At 64.3% G+C, this 17,942-nt stretch carries 19 protein-coding genes; 9 read left to right on the forward strand and 10 right to left on the reverse strand.

What is annotated here, in order from left to right:
* Positions 1-384: 384 nt before the first annotated feature.
* Both A9971_RS13555 and A9971_RS13560 read left to right on the forward strand, forming a co-directional pair.
* The gene (locus A9971_RS13555; protein ID WP_041115482.1) at positions 385-1,152 is read left to right on the forward strand and encodes an SDR family oxidoreductase; all 768 of its coding nucleotides are present in this window, start codon (positions 385-387) and stop codon (positions 1,150-1,152) included.
* Between the two features lie 247 nt (positions 1,153-1,399).
* Complete coding sequence (locus tag A9971_RS13560; RefSeq protein ID WP_011058972.1) at positions 1,400-2,305, forward strand: cation diffusion facilitator family transporter; 906 nt, start codon at positions 1,400-1,402, stop codon at positions 2,303-2,305.
* 60 nt (positions 2,306-2,365) lie between these two features.
* On the opposite strand, the gene A9971_RS13565 is transcribed toward A9971_RS13560, so the two are convergent.
* From A9971_RS13565 to A9971_RS13595, 7 genes are all read right to left on the reverse strand, one after another.
* Positions 2,366-3,505 carry an AGE family epimerase/isomerase gene (locus tag A9971_RS13565; protein ID WP_183000706.1) on the reverse strand — a complete coding sequence of 380 codons (1,140 nt, stop codon included), beginning with the start codon at positions 3,503-3,505 and terminating at the stop codon, positions 2,366-2,368.
* A gap of 168 nt (positions 3,506-3,673) precedes the next feature.
* The gene (locus A9971_RS13570) at positions 3,674-4,246 is read right to left on the reverse strand and encodes a HupE/UreJ family protein (RefSeq protein ID WP_123431194.1); all 573 of its coding nucleotides are present in this window, start codon (positions 4,244-4,246) and stop codon (positions 3,674-3,676) included.
* 38 nt (positions 4,247-4,284) lie between these two features.
* Positions 4,285-4,899, reverse strand: a complete 615-nt coding sequence (gene ureG, locus A9971_RS13575) for an urease accessory protein UreG (protein ID WP_011058975.1) — start codon at positions 4,897-4,899, stop codon at positions 4,285-4,287.
* Between the two features lie 9 nt (positions 4,900-4,908).
* Positions 4,909-5,583: an urease accessory protein UreF gene (locus tag A9971_RS13580; RefSeq protein WP_183000707.1), complete on the reverse strand. Its 675-nt coding sequence runs from the start codon at positions 5,581-5,583 to the stop codon at positions 4,909-4,911.
* The gene (gene ureE, locus A9971_RS13585; RefSeq protein ID WP_015633955.1) at positions 5,580-6,080 is read right to left on the reverse strand and encodes an urease accessory protein UreE; all 501 of its coding nucleotides are present in this window, start codon (positions 6,078-6,080) and stop codon (positions 5,580-5,582) included. The genes A9971_RS13580 and ureE overlap by 4 nt, the downstream gene beginning before the upstream one ends.
* Positions 6,081-6,360: 280 nt before the next feature.
* Entirely contained in the window at positions 6,361-6,993 is a 633-nt protein-coding gene (locus A9971_RS13590; RefSeq protein ID WP_011058978.1) for a TetR family transcriptional regulator, read from the reverse strand.
* 168 nt (positions 6,994-7,161) lie between these two features.
* Complete coding sequence (locus tag A9971_RS13595) at positions 7,162-7,629, reverse strand: hypothetical protein (RefSeq protein ID WP_011058979.1); 468 nt, start codon at positions 7,627-7,629, stop codon at positions 7,162-7,164.
* A gap of 385 nt (positions 7,630-8,014) precedes the next feature.
* Between A9971_RS13595 and A9971_RS13600 the strand changes: the two genes are divergently transcribed.
* Complete coding sequence (locus A9971_RS13600) at positions 8,015-10,090, forward strand: AsmA family protein (protein ID WP_183000708.1); 2,076 nt, start codon at positions 8,015-8,017, stop codon at positions 10,088-10,090.
* A 66-nt stretch (positions 10,091-10,156) separates the two neighbouring features.
* On the opposite strand, the gene A9971_RS13605 is transcribed toward A9971_RS13600, so the two are convergent.
* Complete coding sequence (locus tag A9971_RS13605) at positions 10,157-10,687, reverse strand: bacterioferritin (protein ID WP_015633957.1); 531 nt, start codon at positions 10,685-10,687, stop codon at positions 10,157-10,159.
* Positions 10,688-10,797: 110 nt separating this feature from the next.
* Complete coding sequence (locus A9971_RS13610) at positions 10,798-11,721, reverse strand: LysR substrate-binding domain-containing protein (protein ID WP_162470465.1); 924 nt, start codon at positions 11,719-11,721, stop codon at positions 10,798-10,800.
* Positions 11,722-11,846: 125 nt separating this feature from the next.
* Between A9971_RS13610 and A9971_RS13615 the strand changes: the two genes are divergently transcribed.
* The 3 genes from A9971_RS13615 (at position 11,847) to A9971_RS13625 (ending at position 13,814) form a co-directional block, all read left to right on the forward strand.
* Positions 11,847-12,485: an FMN-dependent NADH-azoreductase gene (locus A9971_RS13615; protein WP_015633958.1), complete on the forward strand. Its 639-nt coding sequence runs from the start codon at positions 11,847-11,849 to the stop codon at positions 12,483-12,485.
* Between the two features lie 12 nt (positions 12,486-12,497).
* Positions 12,498-12,803, forward strand: a complete 306-nt coding sequence (locus A9971_RS13620; RefSeq protein ID WP_011058984.1) for a multidrug efflux SMR transporter — start codon at positions 12,498-12,500, stop codon at positions 12,801-12,803.
* A gap of 120 nt (positions 12,804-12,923) precedes the next feature.
* Entirely contained in the window at positions 12,924-13,814 is an 891-nt protein-coding gene (locus A9971_RS13625) for a triacylglycerol lipase (RefSeq protein ID WP_174395576.1), read from the forward strand.
* Between the two features lie 2 nt (positions 13,815-13,816).
* Here the strand turns inward: A9971_RS13625 and A9971_RS13630 are convergent, their stop codons facing one another.
* Entirely contained in the window at positions 13,817-14,722 is a 906-nt protein-coding gene (locus A9971_RS13630; RefSeq protein WP_011058986.1) for a DMT family transporter, read from the reverse strand.
* Between the two features lie 96 nt (positions 14,723-14,818).
* Here A9971_RS13630 and A9971_RS13635 point away from each other — a divergent pair, with 96 nt between their 5' ends.
* The 3 genes from A9971_RS13635 to A9971_RS13645 all read left to right on the forward strand — a co-directional run bounded on the left by A9971_RS13635 (position 14,819) and on the right by A9971_RS13645 (position 17,927).
* Entirely contained in the window at positions 14,819-15,607 is a 789-nt protein-coding gene (locus A9971_RS13635) for a helix-turn-helix transcriptional regulator (RefSeq protein ID WP_011058987.1), read from the forward strand.
* Positions 15,608-15,678: 71 nt separating this feature from the next.
* The gene (locus A9971_RS13640) at positions 15,679-15,978 is read left to right on the forward strand and encodes a PsiF family protein (RefSeq protein ID WP_011058988.1); all 300 of its coding nucleotides are present in this window, start codon (positions 15,679-15,681) and stop codon (positions 15,976-15,978) included.
* Between the two features lie 245 nt (positions 15,979-16,223).
* Positions 16,224-17,927 (forward strand): ShlB/FhaC/HecB family hemolysin secretion/activation protein, encoded by a 1,704-nt coding sequence (locus A9971_RS13645; protein ID WP_065364943.1) that lies wholly within the window; start codon positions 16,224-16,226, stop codon positions 17,925-17,927.
* Positions 17,928-17,942: the final 15 nt, after the last annotated feature.

Consider the following 17,942-nt stretch of genomic DNA (forward strand, 5'->3'; position numbering starts at 1 on the left):
GGCGTAGTTACTGGCCTCTGGCCTTGTCAACCTTGACCGTGCGGTCATCTTTGCCCGGGCCGGCTGCATGGACCCGCGGTCCGGGTCAAGCAAAAAACTTCTGCTGGACCCGCGCAGGCCCTGTGGATAGCGGCTTTCAGCCCTTTGCACTTGCCCCCAAAGACTGTGGACCGGCCTGTGGATAAGGTGCGTGCACATGGCTGCAGGCCATGTAACCCGTGGCTTGGCGCCTGGTGAGTGTTTTTTGTACAGCGAGCATCGGGCGCGCTCACCGCTTGCGGCTCTTTACGGCCAACGGCGCGGTTGCCGGTAGGAGCCGGCCCGGGCATGCTGCGAAGCGTTTTTTATCGAAACGGCGGCTCGCCACCCAGCAAGGAGAACACCATGACTTCCACACTGTTCATTACGGGCGCGACTTCCGGTTTTGGCGAAGCCTGCGCCCGGCGCTTTGCCGCAGCCGGCTGGTCCCTGGTACTGACCGGCCGCCGCGAGGAGCGCCTCAGCGCCCTGTGCGCGGAGCTGTCCAAACAGACCGAGGTGCATGGCCTGGTGCTCGATGTGCGCGACCGCAAGGCCATGGAAGAGGCCATCGCCCAGTTGCCGCCTTCGTTCAGCAAGCTGCGCGGGCTGATCAACAACGCCGGCCTGGCCCTGGGCGTGGACCCGGCGCCCAAGTGCGACCTGGATGACTGGGACACCATGGTCGACACCAACATCAAGGGCCTGATGTACAGCACCCGCCTGCTGCTGCCACGGTTGATCGCCCACGGTCGCGGCGCAGGCATCGTCAACCTGGGCTCCATCGCCGGCAACTACCCGTACCCGGGCAGCCACGTCTATGGCGCGAGCAAGGCTTTCGTCAAGCAGTTCTCCCTGAACCTGCGCTGTGACCTGCAGGGCACCGGCGTGCGCGTCACCAACATCGAGCCGGGGCTGTGCGAAAGCGAGTTCTCCCTGGTGCGCTTCGCCGGTGACCAGGCACGCTACGACGCCACCTACGCCGGGGCCGAGCCGATCCAGCCCGAGGACATCGCCGACACCATTTTCTGGGTGCTCAATACCCCGGCACACGTCAACATCAACAGCCTGGAGCTGATGCCTGTGAGCCAGACCTGGGCCGGTTTCGCCATCGAACGCAACGCCAAGTCATGAGCCTCCTGTAGCCGCTGCCGCAGGCTGCGACAGGGCCGCAGGGCCCTCCGGCGCCCGCAAGATCTTGCGCCTCCTGCGGAGGCGGTCGCAGCCTCGCCAGCGCTCGGCAGCGGCTACAGTTGTACTCGGATACACATAAGCTGATTCGTTTCAGCTTGTGGTCAGCCCTGACAGGTTAGAATTCCCGCCAGAAATTTCGCCGCTGCCTCACACGAGGCGGCGTTTTTGAAGTTCGATAGGAGGAATCGTGAGTAACCGAGGTGAGCAGGCTCTGCTCAAACAATCGACCGTACTGATGTTCGCCGTGGCGATCGCCGGTATCGTCACGGGTTTTGTTTCTGGCGCCCAATCCATCCTGTTCGATGGATTTTTTTCGCTGATCGCCACCTTCATCAAGGTCCTGATGCTGATCACCGCCAAGCTGATCGCCAAGGAAAGCAACCACCGTTTCCAGTTCGGCTTCTGGCACCTGGAACCCATGGTGCTGCTGATCGAAGGCAGCTTCCTGATGCTCATCGCCATCTACGCCTTCCTCAATGGGGTGTTCGGCATCATCAACGGTGGCCGTGAGGTCGAGCTGGGGCTGGTGATTTTCTATGCGGCGTTTTTCGCCGTGGCGGAGTTCGCCTACTTCTTCTACGTGCGCCGGCGTAACCGCAAGCTCAAGTCGTCGCTGATCCAGTTCGACAACATCAGCTGGCTGGTGGACGCGATGCTCTCGGTGGGGCTGCTGGTGAGCTTCATCATCGCCTTGCTGCTCAAGCAGTACGGGCACGGCCAGTGGGCGGTGTATGTCGACCCGGCGATCCTGATCCTGCTGGCCCTGAGCATGTTGCCGCCGGCGCTGAAGATCCTGCGCCCGGCCCTGCGTGATGTGCTGGGGATCGCCCCGGACCAGTTGGACGAAAAGGTCCGCAATGTGATGGAACAGGCCAAGGCCGCCCATGGTTTCGACGACTACATCAGCTACGTGCAGAAGCACGGTCGGGCGCGGTTCATCGAGATCCATATCGTCTTGCCGGCGCACTATCCGCTGCAGGATGTGGCGACTCTGGACCGCTTGCGCGAGGAGATTTCCAGCCAGTTGGGAGAGGCCGACGCAGCGCGCTGGCTGACCATCAGCTTTACCGGGGATCGTAAGTGGATCGCTTGATGGGCGGCGCCTGTTTCGCCGGCAAGCCGGCTCCTACAACACCGCGTAGGAGCCGGCTTGTCAGGCAAAATATTCCGCCAGCCCGCGATAGCAGGTCGCCAGGTGATAAGGCGTGGTCGACGGCATATCCCGCCGGCTGACCGCGCCGCTGGCATCCAGGCATTCATTCCAGCCCCCGGCATGCAGAAAATGCGCTTGCAGCGCCTTTAGCTGACGCAGCAAGGGCGTCTGGCTGTCCGCACGCAAGGTCAGGGCGCGCAGGTACTCGGCCTGGGCCCAGATGCGCTGGGTGGCGTCCTTGACACCGGCTCGGGGCGGCAGTTCGAGCATGGCGCACACGGCGCCGCTCTCGGGCTCGACTCCCAGTTGCTCGGTAAAGGCGAAGGCTCGTTCCACGCAAGCGTGCAGGGCGCTGCCGCGCAGTAACTGTGACGAGGCCAGCAGGAAGTACCACTCGAACTGGTGCCCCGGTTCGAACCAGTTATCCACAGCTCCCAGGGGCTTCTCCATCATCACCCCGTGCTGGGGGTCGATGAACTGCTGCTCCATGGCCTGGCACAGGTCCAGCAACGCGGCTTGCACCGCAGCGTCCTCGCGTACGGCCAGGATCGCGAGAAAGGCTTCGGCCAGGTGCATCAGTGGATTTTGCAGCGGCCCCGAACCCAATATGCACCAGTCCTCGGCGAGGCTGGCTTCGTAGAGCCCGTCGCCGCGGGCGAAGCGCTGGGCTACCACTTCCAGGGCGGCGTTGAGCACCGACTCCACCAGCGGCTCGCGGACCTTGGCCCAGTAATGAGCGCAGGCGAAGAGGATAAAGGCGTGGGTATAGAGGTCCTTGCGCCTATCCAGCGGCGCGCCTTCAGGGTCGATGCTGTAGAACCAGCCACCGTGCTCGGCGTCGTGGAAGTGCCGCTGCAGCGAGCGAAACAGCGCGGCGGCGCGCTCCTGGGCAAAGGGCGCGGCGGCATCGCCGATCAATTGGGAGAACAGATACAACTGCCGGGCACAGGCCATGGCTCGATAGCGCTGCGGCGGCAGCGGCCGATGCTCGGCGTCCAGCGCCTCATAGGGCAGCGCCAACTGCGGATTCCAGCCCGGGCCTTGCCACAGCGGCACTATCACCTTGTGGAAATGCTGCTGCATGGCGTTGAACAGAGCGCTCGATTCAGGCGAGGTGGCGGAGCGGGATACATCGGGCATTGGCTGGCGTCGTCACGGCAGTTTTGAATGCGCGACATGTTACCAGAGAAGCCCCACAAGGCGGCTTGCCCGCCGAGCACGACCTGCTGGCAGGAGCTGGCTTGCCAGCGAAGGAGGCCCGCAAGACCGCCTTCGCCGGCAAGCCGGCTCCTGCAGATGAAGCAGGGATCAGCCTGCCAGCAACCACACGCCCGTAGCGGCCGAGGCCGCACCGGCCAGGCGCACCAGCGGCGCTGCCGCCTGAGGCAGTACCCGTACCACGGCATAGCCGGCGGCATGCAGGGCCGCAGTGGCCGCCACAAAACCGGCGGCATAGGCCCAAGGGTTGGACATGTCCGGCAGTTCCAGGCCGTGGGCCACGCCATGGAACAGGGCAAACAGCGCGGTGGCGGCAATCGCCAGGCTCAGGGGCGGGCGCACGGCCAGGGCCACGGCCAGGCCCAGGGCCAATACCGAAGCGGCGATGCCGCTTTCCAGGGCCGGCAACTCCAGGCCCTCGAAGCCCAGCACACCACCGATCAGCATGGTGCCGACGAAGGTGCAAGGCAGCGCCCAGCGCGCGGCGCCTTGCTGCTGGGCGGCCCACAGGCCGACAGCGAGCATGGCCAGCAGGTGGTCGAGGCCGCTGATGGGGTGGCTGATACCGGCCATCAGGCCGTTGTCGCCATGGCCCGGGTGGGCGATGGCCAGGGCCGGGGTCAGCAGAAGGGCCAGGGCCCCGAGGATGCGTTTTAGGGTCATGGAGTGGCTTTCCTTGTTGAGCGGATTGGGTTCGGGGATCAGGCAGCGGTGAGCAGGCCCTGGCGTTCGATGAAGGCGATGATGTCCGCCAGGCCCTGGCCGGTTTTCTGGTTGCTGAAGACGAACGGCTTGCCGCCGCGCATGCGCTGGGTATCGCTGTTCATCATCTCCAGGGAGGCCCCCACCAGCGGCGCCAGGTCGATCTTGTTGATCACCAGCAGGTCGGATTTGCAGATGCCCGGACCGCCCTTGCGCGGCAGCTTGTCACCGGCGGAAACGTCGATCACATAGATGGTCAGATCGGAGAGTTCGGGGCTGAAGGTGGCCGAGAGGTTGTCGCCGCCGGACTCCACCAGGATCAGATCGAGCCCCGGGAAGCGCCGGTTCAACTGGTCCACCGCTTCCAGGTTGATCGAGGCGTCTTCGCGGATCGCAGTGTGCGGGCAGCCGCCGGTTTCCACGCCGATGATCCGCTCCGGCGCCAGGGCTTCATTGCGTACCAGGAAGTCGGCGTCTTCGCGGGTGTAGATGTCGTTGGTCACCACCGCCAGGTTGTAGCGTTCGCGCAGGGCCAGGCACAGGGCCAGGGTCAGGGCGGTTTTTCCGGAGCCCACCGGGCCGCCGATGCCGACGCGCAGAGGTTGTGCGTTCATGAGTTTCTCCTAGGAACGAAACAGGCGGCTGTACTGGCGCTCGTGGGCCATGCTCGCCAGGGACAGGCCGAAAGCGGCGCTGCCATGATGGTTGGGGTCGGGGTTCGCGGCGTGGTGCTGGGCTTGCTGCAACAGTGGCAGCAGCTCGCTGGTCAGGCGCTGGGCGGCCTGCTGGCCCAGGGGCAGGGTCTTCATCAGCACCGCCAGCTGGTTTTCCAGCCAGCTCCACAGCCAGGCGGCCAGGGCGTCCGCCGGGCTGATGCCCCAGGCCCGTGCCGCCAGGGCCCAGCCCAGGGCCAGGTGGGGTTCGTCCTGTTGCGTCAGCAGTTCCCTGGCATCGCTGTCCAGTTCCGGCAAACCCTCCAGCAGTTGCTTGAGGGAATAACCCATCTGCCGGCTTTCCTGGTAAAGCTCGCGGGTTTCGCGGCTGGCCCGATGTTCGTCGCTCAACTGCTGCAAGCGGGCCCAGTCCTGGTCGGCTGCGGCCTGGCAGTGGGCGAGCAGCAGCGGTGCTTCGAAGCGTGCCAGGTTCAGCAGCAGTTGATCGCTGACCCAGCGGCGGGCGCTGGCCTGATCATTTACCCGCTGCTGCTCCACGGCCATTTCCAGGCCCTGGGAATAGCTGTAGCCGCCAATCGGCAACTGCGGGCTGGCCAGGCGCAGCAGGGCCCAGGCCGGGTTCATGGGCGGACGCCGAACTGGTGCAGGCGCGGCGGATAGTTGAAGTCTTCATCGCCGTGGCGCGAATGATGGTGGCCGCCGCCATAGGCGCCATGCTCGGGCTGGAACGGTGCCTCAAGGGGCGCGGTGCTGGCCCCCAGCTGTTCGAGCATGGCCTTGAGCACATAGTCGTCCAGCAGGCGCAGCCAGCCGTCACCCACCTGCAGGGCCACGTGGCGGTTGCCCAGGTGATAGGCGGCGCGGGTCAGTTCGAAGGCGTTGCGGCAGGTGACGTGCAGCAGGGCTTCCGGGCGGGCGCAGACCTTGACGATGCGCCCGTCCTCGGCCTCCAGGAACTCACCATCGTGCAGCGGTGGCTGGCCCCGCTCCAGAAACAGGCCGACGTCTTCACCGGCGGCACTGAAACAGCGCAGGCGGCTTTTGCTGCGGGCCTCGTAAGTCAGGTGCAGTTCGGCGGACCAGGTGGCTTGGGGGGCGGTTCTGCGGTGGATCACCAGCATCGGAAAGCTTCCAGCTATGAGCGATGCACAAGCCAGAGCAAGGGCCTTGCCAATCACTCGGTGGAGAGGAAAAACCCTTTCTCGATGCCGGAACTGCGCCTGAAAAAGGGGCAAAACCTTGTTTCATCTTGTTACAAATTGATGTGCTGAGCTGATTTATAGCACTGAGTTGGTGCGCGGGAAATGTTTTTGCTGCAATCCGGTGCCCGGCGGGCAGGCAGGCGCAAACGCGCAGCCCAGAGCGGGGCGCATAGTGTGAAGGGGGGGCGGTGCGGGCGAGTTACTCGGTGCTGCCCAGGCCTTGCCAATGCTTGAGGCCGATGAAGATGAAGCGCAGTTGCTGGGTGATCTTGGCCTGGGGCGTGAGGTGTTCGGGCAGGGCCTGGGCCGGGGGATCGATGATGTCGGGCAGGGTGGCGAACACGCTTTTGACGATCAGGTCGGCCATGACGCTGAGATCGGCGGCGTCCAGGTGCTGGAGCTTGGGCATCAGGGTCAGGTCGGCGGCGAGGTCCGAACTGATGTTCTCGCGCAAGGTGGCGATGGCCTGGCGAACCGGCAGCGAGCCGCCGTACTGCTCTCGGGCCAGAAACAGGAACTGCGAGCGCTTGGCTTCCACTACATCGAGGAAGATGCGTACCGAGGCATCGATGATGCCGCCCATGACGAATTCATTGTGGCGCACCAGGCGGATGGTTTCGCGAAAGGTCTGGCCGACTTCGCTGACCAGTTCCAGGCCCAGTTGGTCCATGTCGCTGAAGTGCCGGTAGAAACCGGTGGGCACGATACCCGCGGCTTTCGCCACTTCCCGCAGGCTCAGGCTGCCAAACCCACGGCCACACTCCATCAGGTGCCGGGCGGCATCCATCAGGGCGTTGCGGGTCTGTTGCTTCTGTTCGGCGCGGGGCAGCATCGGCGGGGCGTTCTTTGCTCAATGGGAGCGGCGCACTCTAGCAAATCAACTTTGCCGGAGTCGAACTGCTGTCAGAGACAGGCGGGAGAGGCAGGGGGAAAAATGCAGCTGCTATAAAAGTCAAAGCCCGATCCAGGGATCGGGCTTTTTTCCAGGGCCAGCATGGCCTCAGCTCGCAGCTTGATGACGTTCGGCCAGGCGATCAGCACCGCCTTCGGCAACGGTCTGACCTTGAGGTGTACGGCTGTAGCCATCTTCCACCAGGCCTTTCTCTTCCAGGCGATCACGGCCGCCTTCAGCTACGTTTTGACCTTGTGGGGTGCGGTCGTAGCCATCTTCGGCGACGTTCTGGCCTTGAGGTGTACGGTCGTAGCCATCTTCGGCAACGTTCTGGCCTTGAGGGGTGCGATCATAGCCGTCTTCGGCAACGCTCTGGCCTTGTGGAGTACGGTCATAACCGTCGGCAGCGACTTTGTTGCGTTCGATCAGGCGATCCGAACCGCCTTCGGCCAGGGTCTGGGTGAACACGCTGTGGCTGGCCTTGACCTGTGGGGTGGCTTGTTCAGCGGCTGGCAGGGCGAAGGCGTTGGCAGCCAGAACAGATAAGGCGAGGCTCAGTAAAAGTTGGCGTTTCATGATGGGTTGCTCCTTGGTAGGGCGATAAATTGGGTACGGAGCTAATGTTACCGCCGCTAAATCGATATAAAAGTTCATAAACACAATGGTAATAATCAACGGAATTGATTGTTTGCCGCGAAGGCTCTAGCTCGGGCGTTAACGCCGATTGCTTTTGCACCAGGGTGGGTATTTTCGACTCACTGCCGCTTCAGGGAGGGGCGGCTCGAGGTAACACAAAGCTGTCCGAGTGATCAGGAAAGCAGGTTTTTTCAGCGGATCGGGTAGCCGGATTAAACCTGCGCGGGCTTTGTCAGTCGTAGTTTTCATGGCCGGTGATTTTTCCATCGGCAGTTCATCGATGCGTCGTGGTTGGGCGCTCAGTTGTCTTCAGGAGCCTCGTGCAATGACGCGCACTCGTAAAATTCTCGCCTGGTCCATCACTGGCCTGATCCTGCTACTGGCGGTGCTGGTACTGGTGATCGCGTTCTTCGATTGGAACCGGATCAAACCCACGCTCAATGCCAAGGTCTCCGAGGAGTTGCACCGGCCCTTCGCGATCAATGGCGATTTGTCGGTGGTCTGGCAACGCGAACCTGACGAAGGTGGCTGGCGGGCCTGGGTGCCCTGGCCTCACGTGGTGGCCCAGGACCTGACCCTGGGCAACCCGGACTGGTCCAAGGCGCCGGAGATGGTCAGCCTCAAGCGGGTTGAGCTGCGCATTTCGCCTCTGGCCCTGCTGGCGCAACGGGTGAGCATTCCGCGCATCGACCTCACCGAGCCCGACGCCGCGTTGCAGCGCCTGGCCGACGGGCGCGCCAACTGGACTTTCAAGTTCGACCCCAAGGACCCGAACGCCGAACCGTCCAACTGGACGGTGGACATCGGTGCCATCGGTTTCGACAAGGGCCACGTGACCCTCGATGACCAGAGCCTGAAGACCCAGCTGGACCTGCAGGTGGAACTGCTCGGCAAGCCGATCCCGTTCAGCGATATCGTCGGTGAAAGTGAAGCGAAGAAGGTGGCCGAGAAAGGCGCCGAGGCCCAGGCCTATGCCTTCGCCCTCAAGGTCAAGGGCCAGTATCACGGGCAGAAGCTCGCCGGCACCGGCAAGATCGGCGGCCTGCTGGCCTTGCAGGATTCCCGCAAGCCGTTTCCGCTGCAGGCCCAGGCGCAGATCGGCGACACCAAGGTGGAGCTGCGCGGCAGCCTGACCGACCCGCTGAACCTCGGCGCCCTGGATCTGCGCCTGAAGCTGGCGGGCACCAGCCTGGGCAACCTCTACCCGCTGACCGGGGTGACCCTGCCGGATTCGCCGCCCTATTCCACCGACGGCCACCTGACCGCCAAGCTGCACGATCCGGCGGGCGCGACCTTCAGTTACCAGGACTTCAACGGCAAGATCGGCGACAGCGACATCCACGGCAACCTGACCTACGTGGCCAGCCAGCCAAGGCCCAAGCTCAGTGGCGCGCTGGTGTCCAACCAGTTGCTGATGAGCGACCTGGCGCCGCTGATCGGCGCCGACTCCAACGCCAAGCAGAAGGCCCGGGGCGGCGAGAGCAAGCAGCCGGCGGACAAGGTGCTGCCGGTGGAAGAGTTCCGCACCGAGCGCTGGCGGGACATGGACGCCGATGTGGAATTCACCGGCAAGCGCATCGTCCACAGCGCCGAGCTGCCGTTCACCGATCTGTACACCCACCTGGTGCTCAACGACGGCCAGCTCAGCCTGGAGCCCCTGCGCTTCGGCGTGGCCGGCGGCAAACTCGATGCCCAGATCCGCCTCAACGGCCACACCACGCCGCTGGAGGGCCGGGCCAGGCTGACGGCGCGCAATTTCAAGCTCAAGCAGCTGTTCCCCACCTTCGAACCGATGAAGACCAGCTTTGGCGAGCTCAATGGCGATGCCGACATCGCCGGCCGCGGCAACTCGGTGGCGGCCCTGCTGGGCAGCGCCAACGGTGACTTGAAGATGCTGATCAACGATGGCGCCATCAGCCGCAGCCTGATGGAGATCGCCGGGCTCAACGTCGGCAACTATGTGGTCGGCAAGATGTTTGGCGACAAGGAAGTGAAGATCAATTGCGCAGCGGCCGACTTCGGCATCAAGAGCGGCCTGGCGACTACCCGGCTGTTCGTCTTCGACACCGAGAACGCCATCATCTACATCGATGGCACCGCCAATATGGCCAGCGAGCAACTGGACCTGACCATCACTCCGGAATCCAAGGGCCTGCGCCTGTTCTCCCTGCGCTCGCCGCTTTATGTACAGGGCAAGTTCATCCAGCCCAGTGCCGGGGTCAAGGCCGTGCCCCTGGTACTGCGCGGTGCCGGCATGGTGGCCCTGGGGGTGATCGCCGGGCCGGCGGCGGGGCTGCTGGCGCTGGTGGCGCCCAGCGGCGATGAGCCCAACCAGTGCGCGCCGCTGTTGCAGCAGATGCGCTCGGGCAAGGCACCGGTGACGGTGAAACCGACTCATTAAGGGCCTGGGCGCGCGGCCAGAAAAAAGCCCGCCGCTGCAGGCAGGGCGGGCTTGGGGGAGAGGGCGTTACAGGTCGTTGAGGATGTCTGCCATGTCGTCGGCGTGTTCTTCTTCCTGGGCCAGGATCTCTTCGAACAGGCGGCGGGTGGTGGGGTCCTTGTCACCGATGTACTGGATGATCTCGCGGTAGCTGTCGACCGCGATGCGCTCCGCCACTAGGTCTTCGTAGACCATTTCCTTCAAGGTGTTGCCGGCCACGTACTGGGCATGGGAGTGCTTGGACAGCAGGTCGGGGTTGAACTCCGGTTCGCCACCGAGCTGGACGATGCGCTCGGCCAGTTTGTCGGCGTGCTCGGCTTCCTGGGTGGCGTGTTCGAGGAACTCGCTGGCGGCGACGCTGGCCTTGATCCCGTTGGCCATGAAGTAGTGGCGCTTGTAGCGCAACACACAGACCAGCTCGGTGGCCAGCGACTCGTTGAGCAGGCGCAGTATCTCCTCGCGATCGGCGTTGTAGCCCTCGGTCACGGCTCCGTTTTCCACGTGTTGGCGGGCCCGTTCGCGCAGGGTGTTCACATCAGACAAATGCATGTCGCTCATCTCGATCTCCTGGAGGCTAATCCGATTTACGCCAGGCTCTGTTGGCCTGATCGCTACCTTGGTTGTGAGTCGCGGCGGCGGCAAAAAGTTTTATCGGATGTGCCCGGCGGTCAACTGCGTGCCAGTGGCGGGTGCCCGGCCAGCAATGATTCCTGCTGCAGCCATTGAAGAAAGGCGCGCACCGGCGGATGGCGCTCGCGGCCGGGCACGCACAGGGCGCTGTAGCCGGCGCCGTCCACCTGGACTTCGGGTCGGTAGGGCTGCAGCAGGCCGCTGGCCACGCTCTGGGACACCAGGATGTCGCTGGCCAGGACCAGGCCCTGGCCGGCAATGGCCGCTTGCAGGGCGTACTGTTCCTCGTCGTAGGAGCGGATCAGCGGCGCGTCATCGAACCAGCTTTCCCCGGCCTGGGCGCACCAGGCCTGCCAACCGTCGGCATACAGCCGGGAGTTGCGCCAGTGCACGCTGATCAGGGTCGGCGCCTGCTGGCGGGCCAGGGCCACCTGCTGGGGCGAGCCGTAGACTGCGAAACGTTCGTCGAACAGGCACAGGCCGTGCAGGTCCAGGTAGCCCTCCTGGCTGTAGCGGATCGCCACGTCGATGCTGGCGTCCTGTTGCAGGTCCACCACCTCGCACTGGGTATCCAGGCGCAGGCTGATGCCGGGGTGCCGGGCATAGAAGCGCCCCAGCCGCGGTACCAGCCACAGGGCGGCAAAGGCCGCGGTGGTGGAAACGGTCAGTTGGGCATTGCTGGGTGTGGGCCGCAGCGTATCGACACTCTGGGTCACTTCCAAAAGAGCACCGTGCAAGCTGTGAAACAAGCGCTGGCCGGGCTCGGTCAGGCGCACCTGGCGCGGCAGTCGTTCGAACAGCGCCACCCCCAGCCAGTGCTCCAGGCTGCGGATCTGGTGCGACACCGCGGTGGGCGTCACCGACAGGTCCTCGGCGGCGGCCTTGAAACTCAGCAGGCGCGCGGCGGACTCGAAAGTGCGCAGGGCGGTGAGGGGCAGGTGGGCGAACATTGAGTGCTCCATGGCTGAGATAAATTCATCTGGAAGAAATTCTGTTCATTTGTTGCAGTGCGGCTGTGCTCTTAGCTTTAGCGCGGACCGGCCTTGGTTTCAAGGCCTCCATCAGCAACCCCTCTGAGGCAGATGAGATGAGTACAGTTCTTGCGATCCACGGTAGCCCACGGGGCGAGCGTTCCCACAGCCGGCGCCTGGCCGACGCCTTCCTCCAGGCCTGGCAAGCGGCCAATCCCCAGGGGCGGTTGACCCGGCGCGAGGTTGGCCGGGGTGCCTTGCCCCACGTCAGCGAAGCCTTTATCGCCGCCGCGTTTTATCCACAGCCCGAGGCGCGGCCTCTGTCGATGCAGGCCGACCTGGCCCTGAGCGACGAACTGGTGGCGGAGTTGCTTGGCCATCAGCGCCTGGTGATCTCGGCGCCAATGCACAACTTCAGCGTGCCCAGCGGGATCAAGGCCTGGGTCGATCACATCGTGCGCCTGGGGCTGACCTTCAACACCCATCAGGACAACGGCGTGGCCCAGTACCAGCCCCTGGTGCAGGGCAAGAAGGTGTTGATCGTTACCAGCCGCGGCGGGGGCGGCTTTGGCCCGGGGGGCGAGCATGAAGCGATGAACCACGCGGACCGCTGGTTGCGCACGGCCCTGGGTTTTATCGGTATCGAAGACGTCACCGTGGTTGCGGCGGAAGGCGAGGAGTCGGCGCCCGAGCGATTCGCGCAGTCCTGTGGCGAAGCCCAGCAGCGCCTGCTGGCCCTGGCGCAGAGTTTCTGAGGGGGCGGCGCCATGGCCTGGATGTTCCTGCTGCTGGCGGCGGCCTTCGAGGTCACGTTCGCCATGGGCATGAAGTACGCCGAGGGCTTTACCCGGCCCTGGCCGTCGCTGCTGACGGTGGTCGCGGCGGTGGGCGGGATCTATTTCCTGACCCTGGCCATGCGCGAGTTGCCGGTGAGCGTGGCCTACCCGATCTGGACCGCCATCGGTTCCCTGGGCACGGTGCTGCTGGGCTGCCTGCTGCTGGGAGAAAGCCTGACGGCGGTCAAGCTGGTGTCGGTGGGGCTGATCGTGGCGGGGGTGGCCGGGCTGAAGTAGCTGCCGGGAGAAACGGGCTGTCACCGGTTTGTCGCCAAAGCGTCATGGGGGCTGACGACGGCCTCGGTTATGGTCTAGCTTTCAGCCAGCCCCGCTGCCTTCGCACAAGGATGTCGCCGCATGTCCCAAGAGCTTGCCACCCGTTACCCCCTGGTCCTGGTGCCCGGCATGCTCGGCTTTGTCCGCCTGCTGCTGTACCCCTACTGGTACGGGATCATTCCGGCCTTGCGCCGGGGCGGGGCGCAGGTGATCGCGGTGCAGGTCTCGCCGCTCAATTCCAGCGAGGTGCGCGGTGAGCAGTTGCTGGCGCAGATCCAGCGGATCATGGCCGAGACCGGCGCCGCCCGAGTCAACCTGATCGGCCACAGCCAGGGCGCGCTCACCGCGCGCTACGCCGCCGCCAGGCGGCCGGACTGGGTGGCCTCGGTAACGTCGGTGGCGGGGCCCAACCATGGCTCCGAGCTGGCGGATTATCTGCAGCGGCATTCACCCGCCCATAGCCTGCGGGGGCGAGTGCTGAGCCTGCTGCTGAGGGGGATTTCAAGCCTGATGCGGTTGCTGGAAACCGGCTATCGCGGACCGAAGCAGCCGGTGGATATCCATGCTTCGCACCAGTCCCTGACCACCGAGGGCGTGGCCCTGTTCAACCGCCAGTACCCCCAGGGGTTGCCGCAGGAATGGGGCGGGCAAGGGCCGGCGCAGGTCGACGGTGTGCACTACTACTCCTGGTCCGGCATTTTGCAGCCGGGCAAGACCAACCGCGGGCGTAACCTGTTCGACGGCACCAACCGCAGTTGCCGGCTGTTCGCCCGCACCTTCGTCCGTGAAGCCGGCCAGTGCGACGGCATGGTGGGGCGCTACAGCTCGCACCTGGGGCAGGTCATTGGCGATGATTACCCGCTGGACCATTTCGATATCGTCAATCAGTCCCTGGGGCTGGTGGGCAAGGGCGCGGAGCCGATCCGCCTGTTCGTCGAACATGCCCGGCGCCTCAAGTCCGCCGGCCTCTGATCTCAGCGTTGCCCGGCAGAAGCCGGCTTGCCGGCGAGCGGTCCCAGCACGGTGGTCCAGCGTTCCGAGAGAATCACCCCGCCCAAGGTCAGCAAGCCACCCACCAAATGGAACCAGGCCAACTGCTCATGCAGCACTACTGCCGCAATCAGCGCCGTGATCAACGGCAGCAGATTGAAAAACAGCGTGGTCCGGCTTGGCCCCAGGCGCACCACCGCCTGCATCCAGGCCAAGGGCGCGAGCATCGAAGCCAGCAGGCAGGCATAGAGCACCAGCGGAATGTTCTGCAGAGTCGGGCCTACCTTCGGCGAAGCCAGGAACAACGGTAGCAGCACCACGACCGCCACCAGCACCTGCAGATACAACAGCACCAGCGGCGGCAGGCGCAGCTGCCATTTCTTCAGCAGGGTGCTGTAGATGGCGTAGGCCAGGGTGGCCACCAGCATCATCGCGTCCCCCAGGTTGACCCCGTGTTGCAGCAGCGCGGCCAGGCTGCCGGAGGACACCACCACCAGCACCCCGGCGAAGGACAGCACGGCGCCCACCAGGGCTCCGGCAGTCAGGCGCTGGCCCAGGGCCGCGATGGCCATGGCCAGGGACATCAGCGGCATCAGCGAAAGGATGATGCCCATGTTGGTGGCCGAGGTCAGGCTGGCGGCGAAGTAGGCCAGGCTCTGGTACACCGCCATGCCCAGCACGCCGAGAATGGCGATGCGCCAGAGGTTGGGGCGGACCTCCGGCCAGTGCTTGATCACCGGCTTGAGCATGAAGGGGGTGAACAGCAGGCCCGCCAGCAACCAGCGATAGAAGCCGATCTCCGCGGGAAAGATCGCGCCCACGGCGAGTTTGTTGATCACGGTATTGCCGGCCCAGATAAAGATGGCCAGCAGTGGATAAGCGTATTGCATGGAGACAACCAGACAGTTGATGAAGGCTGATTATCCTCTTGTCCGGATCAATGCCTATACTGCGAACCGGACAACCCGCCCCGACATCCGGACAGCATGAGCAAAAAACACATCGATCTCCTGGATTTCCACGGGCTGCCCGCGCCGGTGTACTTCCGCTATGCCGACTTCGCCGCCCACAGCCATGCCCTGGAGCATCGCCACCCCTGGGGCTGCCTGGAGTATTCGGCCCACGGCGTGATGCACATGGAGATTGCCGGCCAGCGTTTCATGTCGCCGCCGCAATATGCGGTGTGGGTGCCGCCACAGACGCCCCACAGTTTCTACACCGCGCAGCCGATCAACTACCGCGCCGTACTGCTGGCCCCGGAGCTGTGTGCCGAGTTGCCGGCCGGGGGCAGTACCCTGGCCATCAGCGAGATCCTCAAGGCGATCCTCAAGGACTTCGCCGCCCGTGACGTGCAGATCCCCGAGGGCGAGGCCGACCAGCGCCTGGCCCAGGTGCTGCTGGACCAGTTGCGCCAGGCGCCGGTGCATACCTGTTACCTGCCCTACGCCAGCAGCCCCGACCTGCTGCGGGTGCTCCAGGCCCTGCAGGCCGAACCGGGCAACAACCAGCCTTTGGCCCACTGGGCGGGGCTGGCCCATGTCAGCGAGCGGACCCTGGCCCGGCAGTTCGTGCGCGAATTGGGCATGAGTTTTGGCGAATGGCGCCAGCGCCAGCGTTTCCTGGCCTCCATCGAGGCCCTGGAGAGCTCGCGCAGCATCCAGGAAATCGCCTTCGACATGGGCTACAGCAGCGCCTCGGCGTTTATCGCGATGTTCCAGCGCCAGGCTGGCAGCACGCCGGAGCAGTATCGCCGGGCCGGCCTGCAGAACAGGTGAAGGTGTAACAGGCTTTGTCTACACTGCGCTGGAGGCCGTGCCCGTCGGTGCGGTGACAAGGAGAAAACTCCATGAAGATGTTGCGTATTCCGTTGTTGATGGTGGGCCTGCTGCTGTGCTCCCAGGGTTTTGCCGCCACCGCCCAGCAGAACAAGATGACTACCTGCAATGCCGAGGCCACCGCCAAGACCCTAAAGGGCGATGAGCGCAAAGCCTTCATGAGCACTTGCCTCAAGGCGGCCCCGGCAGCTGCGGCTACCCCGTCCACGCCTCAGGAAAGAATGAAGACCTGCAACGCCACGGCCACCACCCAGGCGCTCAAGGGCGATGCGCGCAAGGCGTTCATGAGTGATTGCCTGAAGAAGAAATGAGCCTGAATCGATGGGGCCGAGGTATCGCGCGCGCTACAGGACCTTGGCCTGCATCGGTTTTTCAGAGTTTCGCAGCACATAAACCATTAGCTTTCAATGAGATAGGTCTGGCAGCTACCGCTCGTCGCTTTTTTGTTATGTAAATTTTTTTACATTTACACTTTGTTCCCTTCGAAAACAGGTGCCGGGACGCACCACGCGGACGTTTGGCCAGCCAAAATCCGTGATTCTAAGGAATGGAAAGCATGTCGCGTTTTGGCTTGTTCAGGCCTGTAGTAGCGTTTTGTGCTTTGTCTGCTTCGCTCGCGCTCAGTGCCGCGCCGCTGCAGACGCCGGGTGATCGCGACCTGATTCGGGATCGCCAGCAGCAGTTGCTGCAAGAGCAGCAGAAGCGCCTCGACGAACTCCAGCAACTCCCCGGCAAGACCTTGCCCCCCGAGCCTGCCCCGCAACCGGGCGAGCAGCGCTGCTTCACCATCAAGACCGTGATTCTCAAGGGTGCCGATCATCTTTCCGCCGCCGACCGAGAGCGCCTGGTGGCGCCCTATCGCGACCAGTGCCTGTCGGTGACGCAGATCAACACCCTGCTCAAGGCCATCACCCATCACTACCTGCAGCAGGGCTATGTGACCACCCGGGCCTACCTGCCGGCCCAGGAACTGGCCTCGGGGCAACTGACCATCGTGGTGGTCGAAGGCCGCCTGGAGAGCCTGGACAGTTCCGCCCTGGCCAGCTCGCGGGAACTGGCCATGGCCTTTCCCGGCACCACCGGCGAGGTGCTCAACCTGCGGGAGCTGGAGCAACTGGTGGACCAGCTGACTCGCCTGCCTTCGCGCCAGGTGGAACTGGAACTGGCCCCGGGAGAGAAACTGGGCGACAGCCGTGTCGGGCTCAAGGGCCAGCGTCTGAAACCCTGGCGGGTATCGGCCACCCGCAACAACAGCGGCGACAAGAGCACCGGCGAGCAGCAGGCCGGCCTCGGCCTGGACTGGGACAGCCCCCTGGGCCTGGCAGACCAGCTCAGCCTGCGGGCCAACCAGGACACGGTCAGTGACCGCTGGCGCCACTCCGACAACCAGAGCCTGTTCTACAGCCTGCCCTGGGGCTGGTGGACCCTCAGTTATTCCTACAGCCAGAGCTACTACCGCACCCGCAATGACAGCACCGGCTTCGACTTCACCATGGACGGCGAAAGCAAGAACCAGCAGTTGCGCGCCGAACGGGTGCTGCACCGCGACAACCTGAGCAAGACCGGCATGAGCCTGGGCCTGAGCCAGTTGCGCACGCGCAACTACCTCGATGACAACCTGATCGACGTGTCCAGCAACCGCATCACCGAAAGCCAGCTGGGCTTCAACCATGGGCGGCGCATCGGCAATGCCCTGGTCAACGCCGACATTGGCTGGCAGCAGGGCATCGGCGCCCTGGATGCCCAGGGCAGCGGCAATCCCCATGGCAGCGAGCCGGTGGCCCGTTACAACAAATACAGCCTGACCCTGAGCTACCTGCAGCCCTTTCGCCTGTGGAACGAAAACTTCAGCTTCGACAGCCTGGCCACCGGGCAGCGCAGCGAGGACGTGCTCTTCAGCCCCCAGCGCATCAGCCTCGGCGGCCTCAACTCGGTGCGTGGCTTCCAGGACCAGACCCTGTCCGGCAACAGCGGCGGCTACTGGCGCAACCAACTGCGCTGGCGCCGTGCGGTGACCTGGCCGGCGTTGCAGCCTTTTGTCCAGGAATACGGCATGGCCTTTGCGTATGACGTGGGGGTGATCAAGGGCGATCGCTACAACCACGATGCCCGCGGCCGCATGAGCGGCAATGCCCTGGAACTCAATGCCCGCGGCCAGTACCTGGCTGCATCCGTCAGCTTCGCACGCTCCCTGGAGCGACCGGCAATTATCGAGAGGCGAGAGCACCCGGTGTACTTCCGGGTAGACCTGTTCTTCTGACTCGCCCGCAACGTT

Origin of the sequence: Pseudomonas sp. UME65, from assembly GCF_014170225.1 — a bacterium.
GTDB classification, from domain to species: Bacteria; Pseudomonadota; Gammaproteobacteria; order Pseudomonadales; family Pseudomonadaceae; genus Aquipseudomonas; species Aquipseudomonas protegens.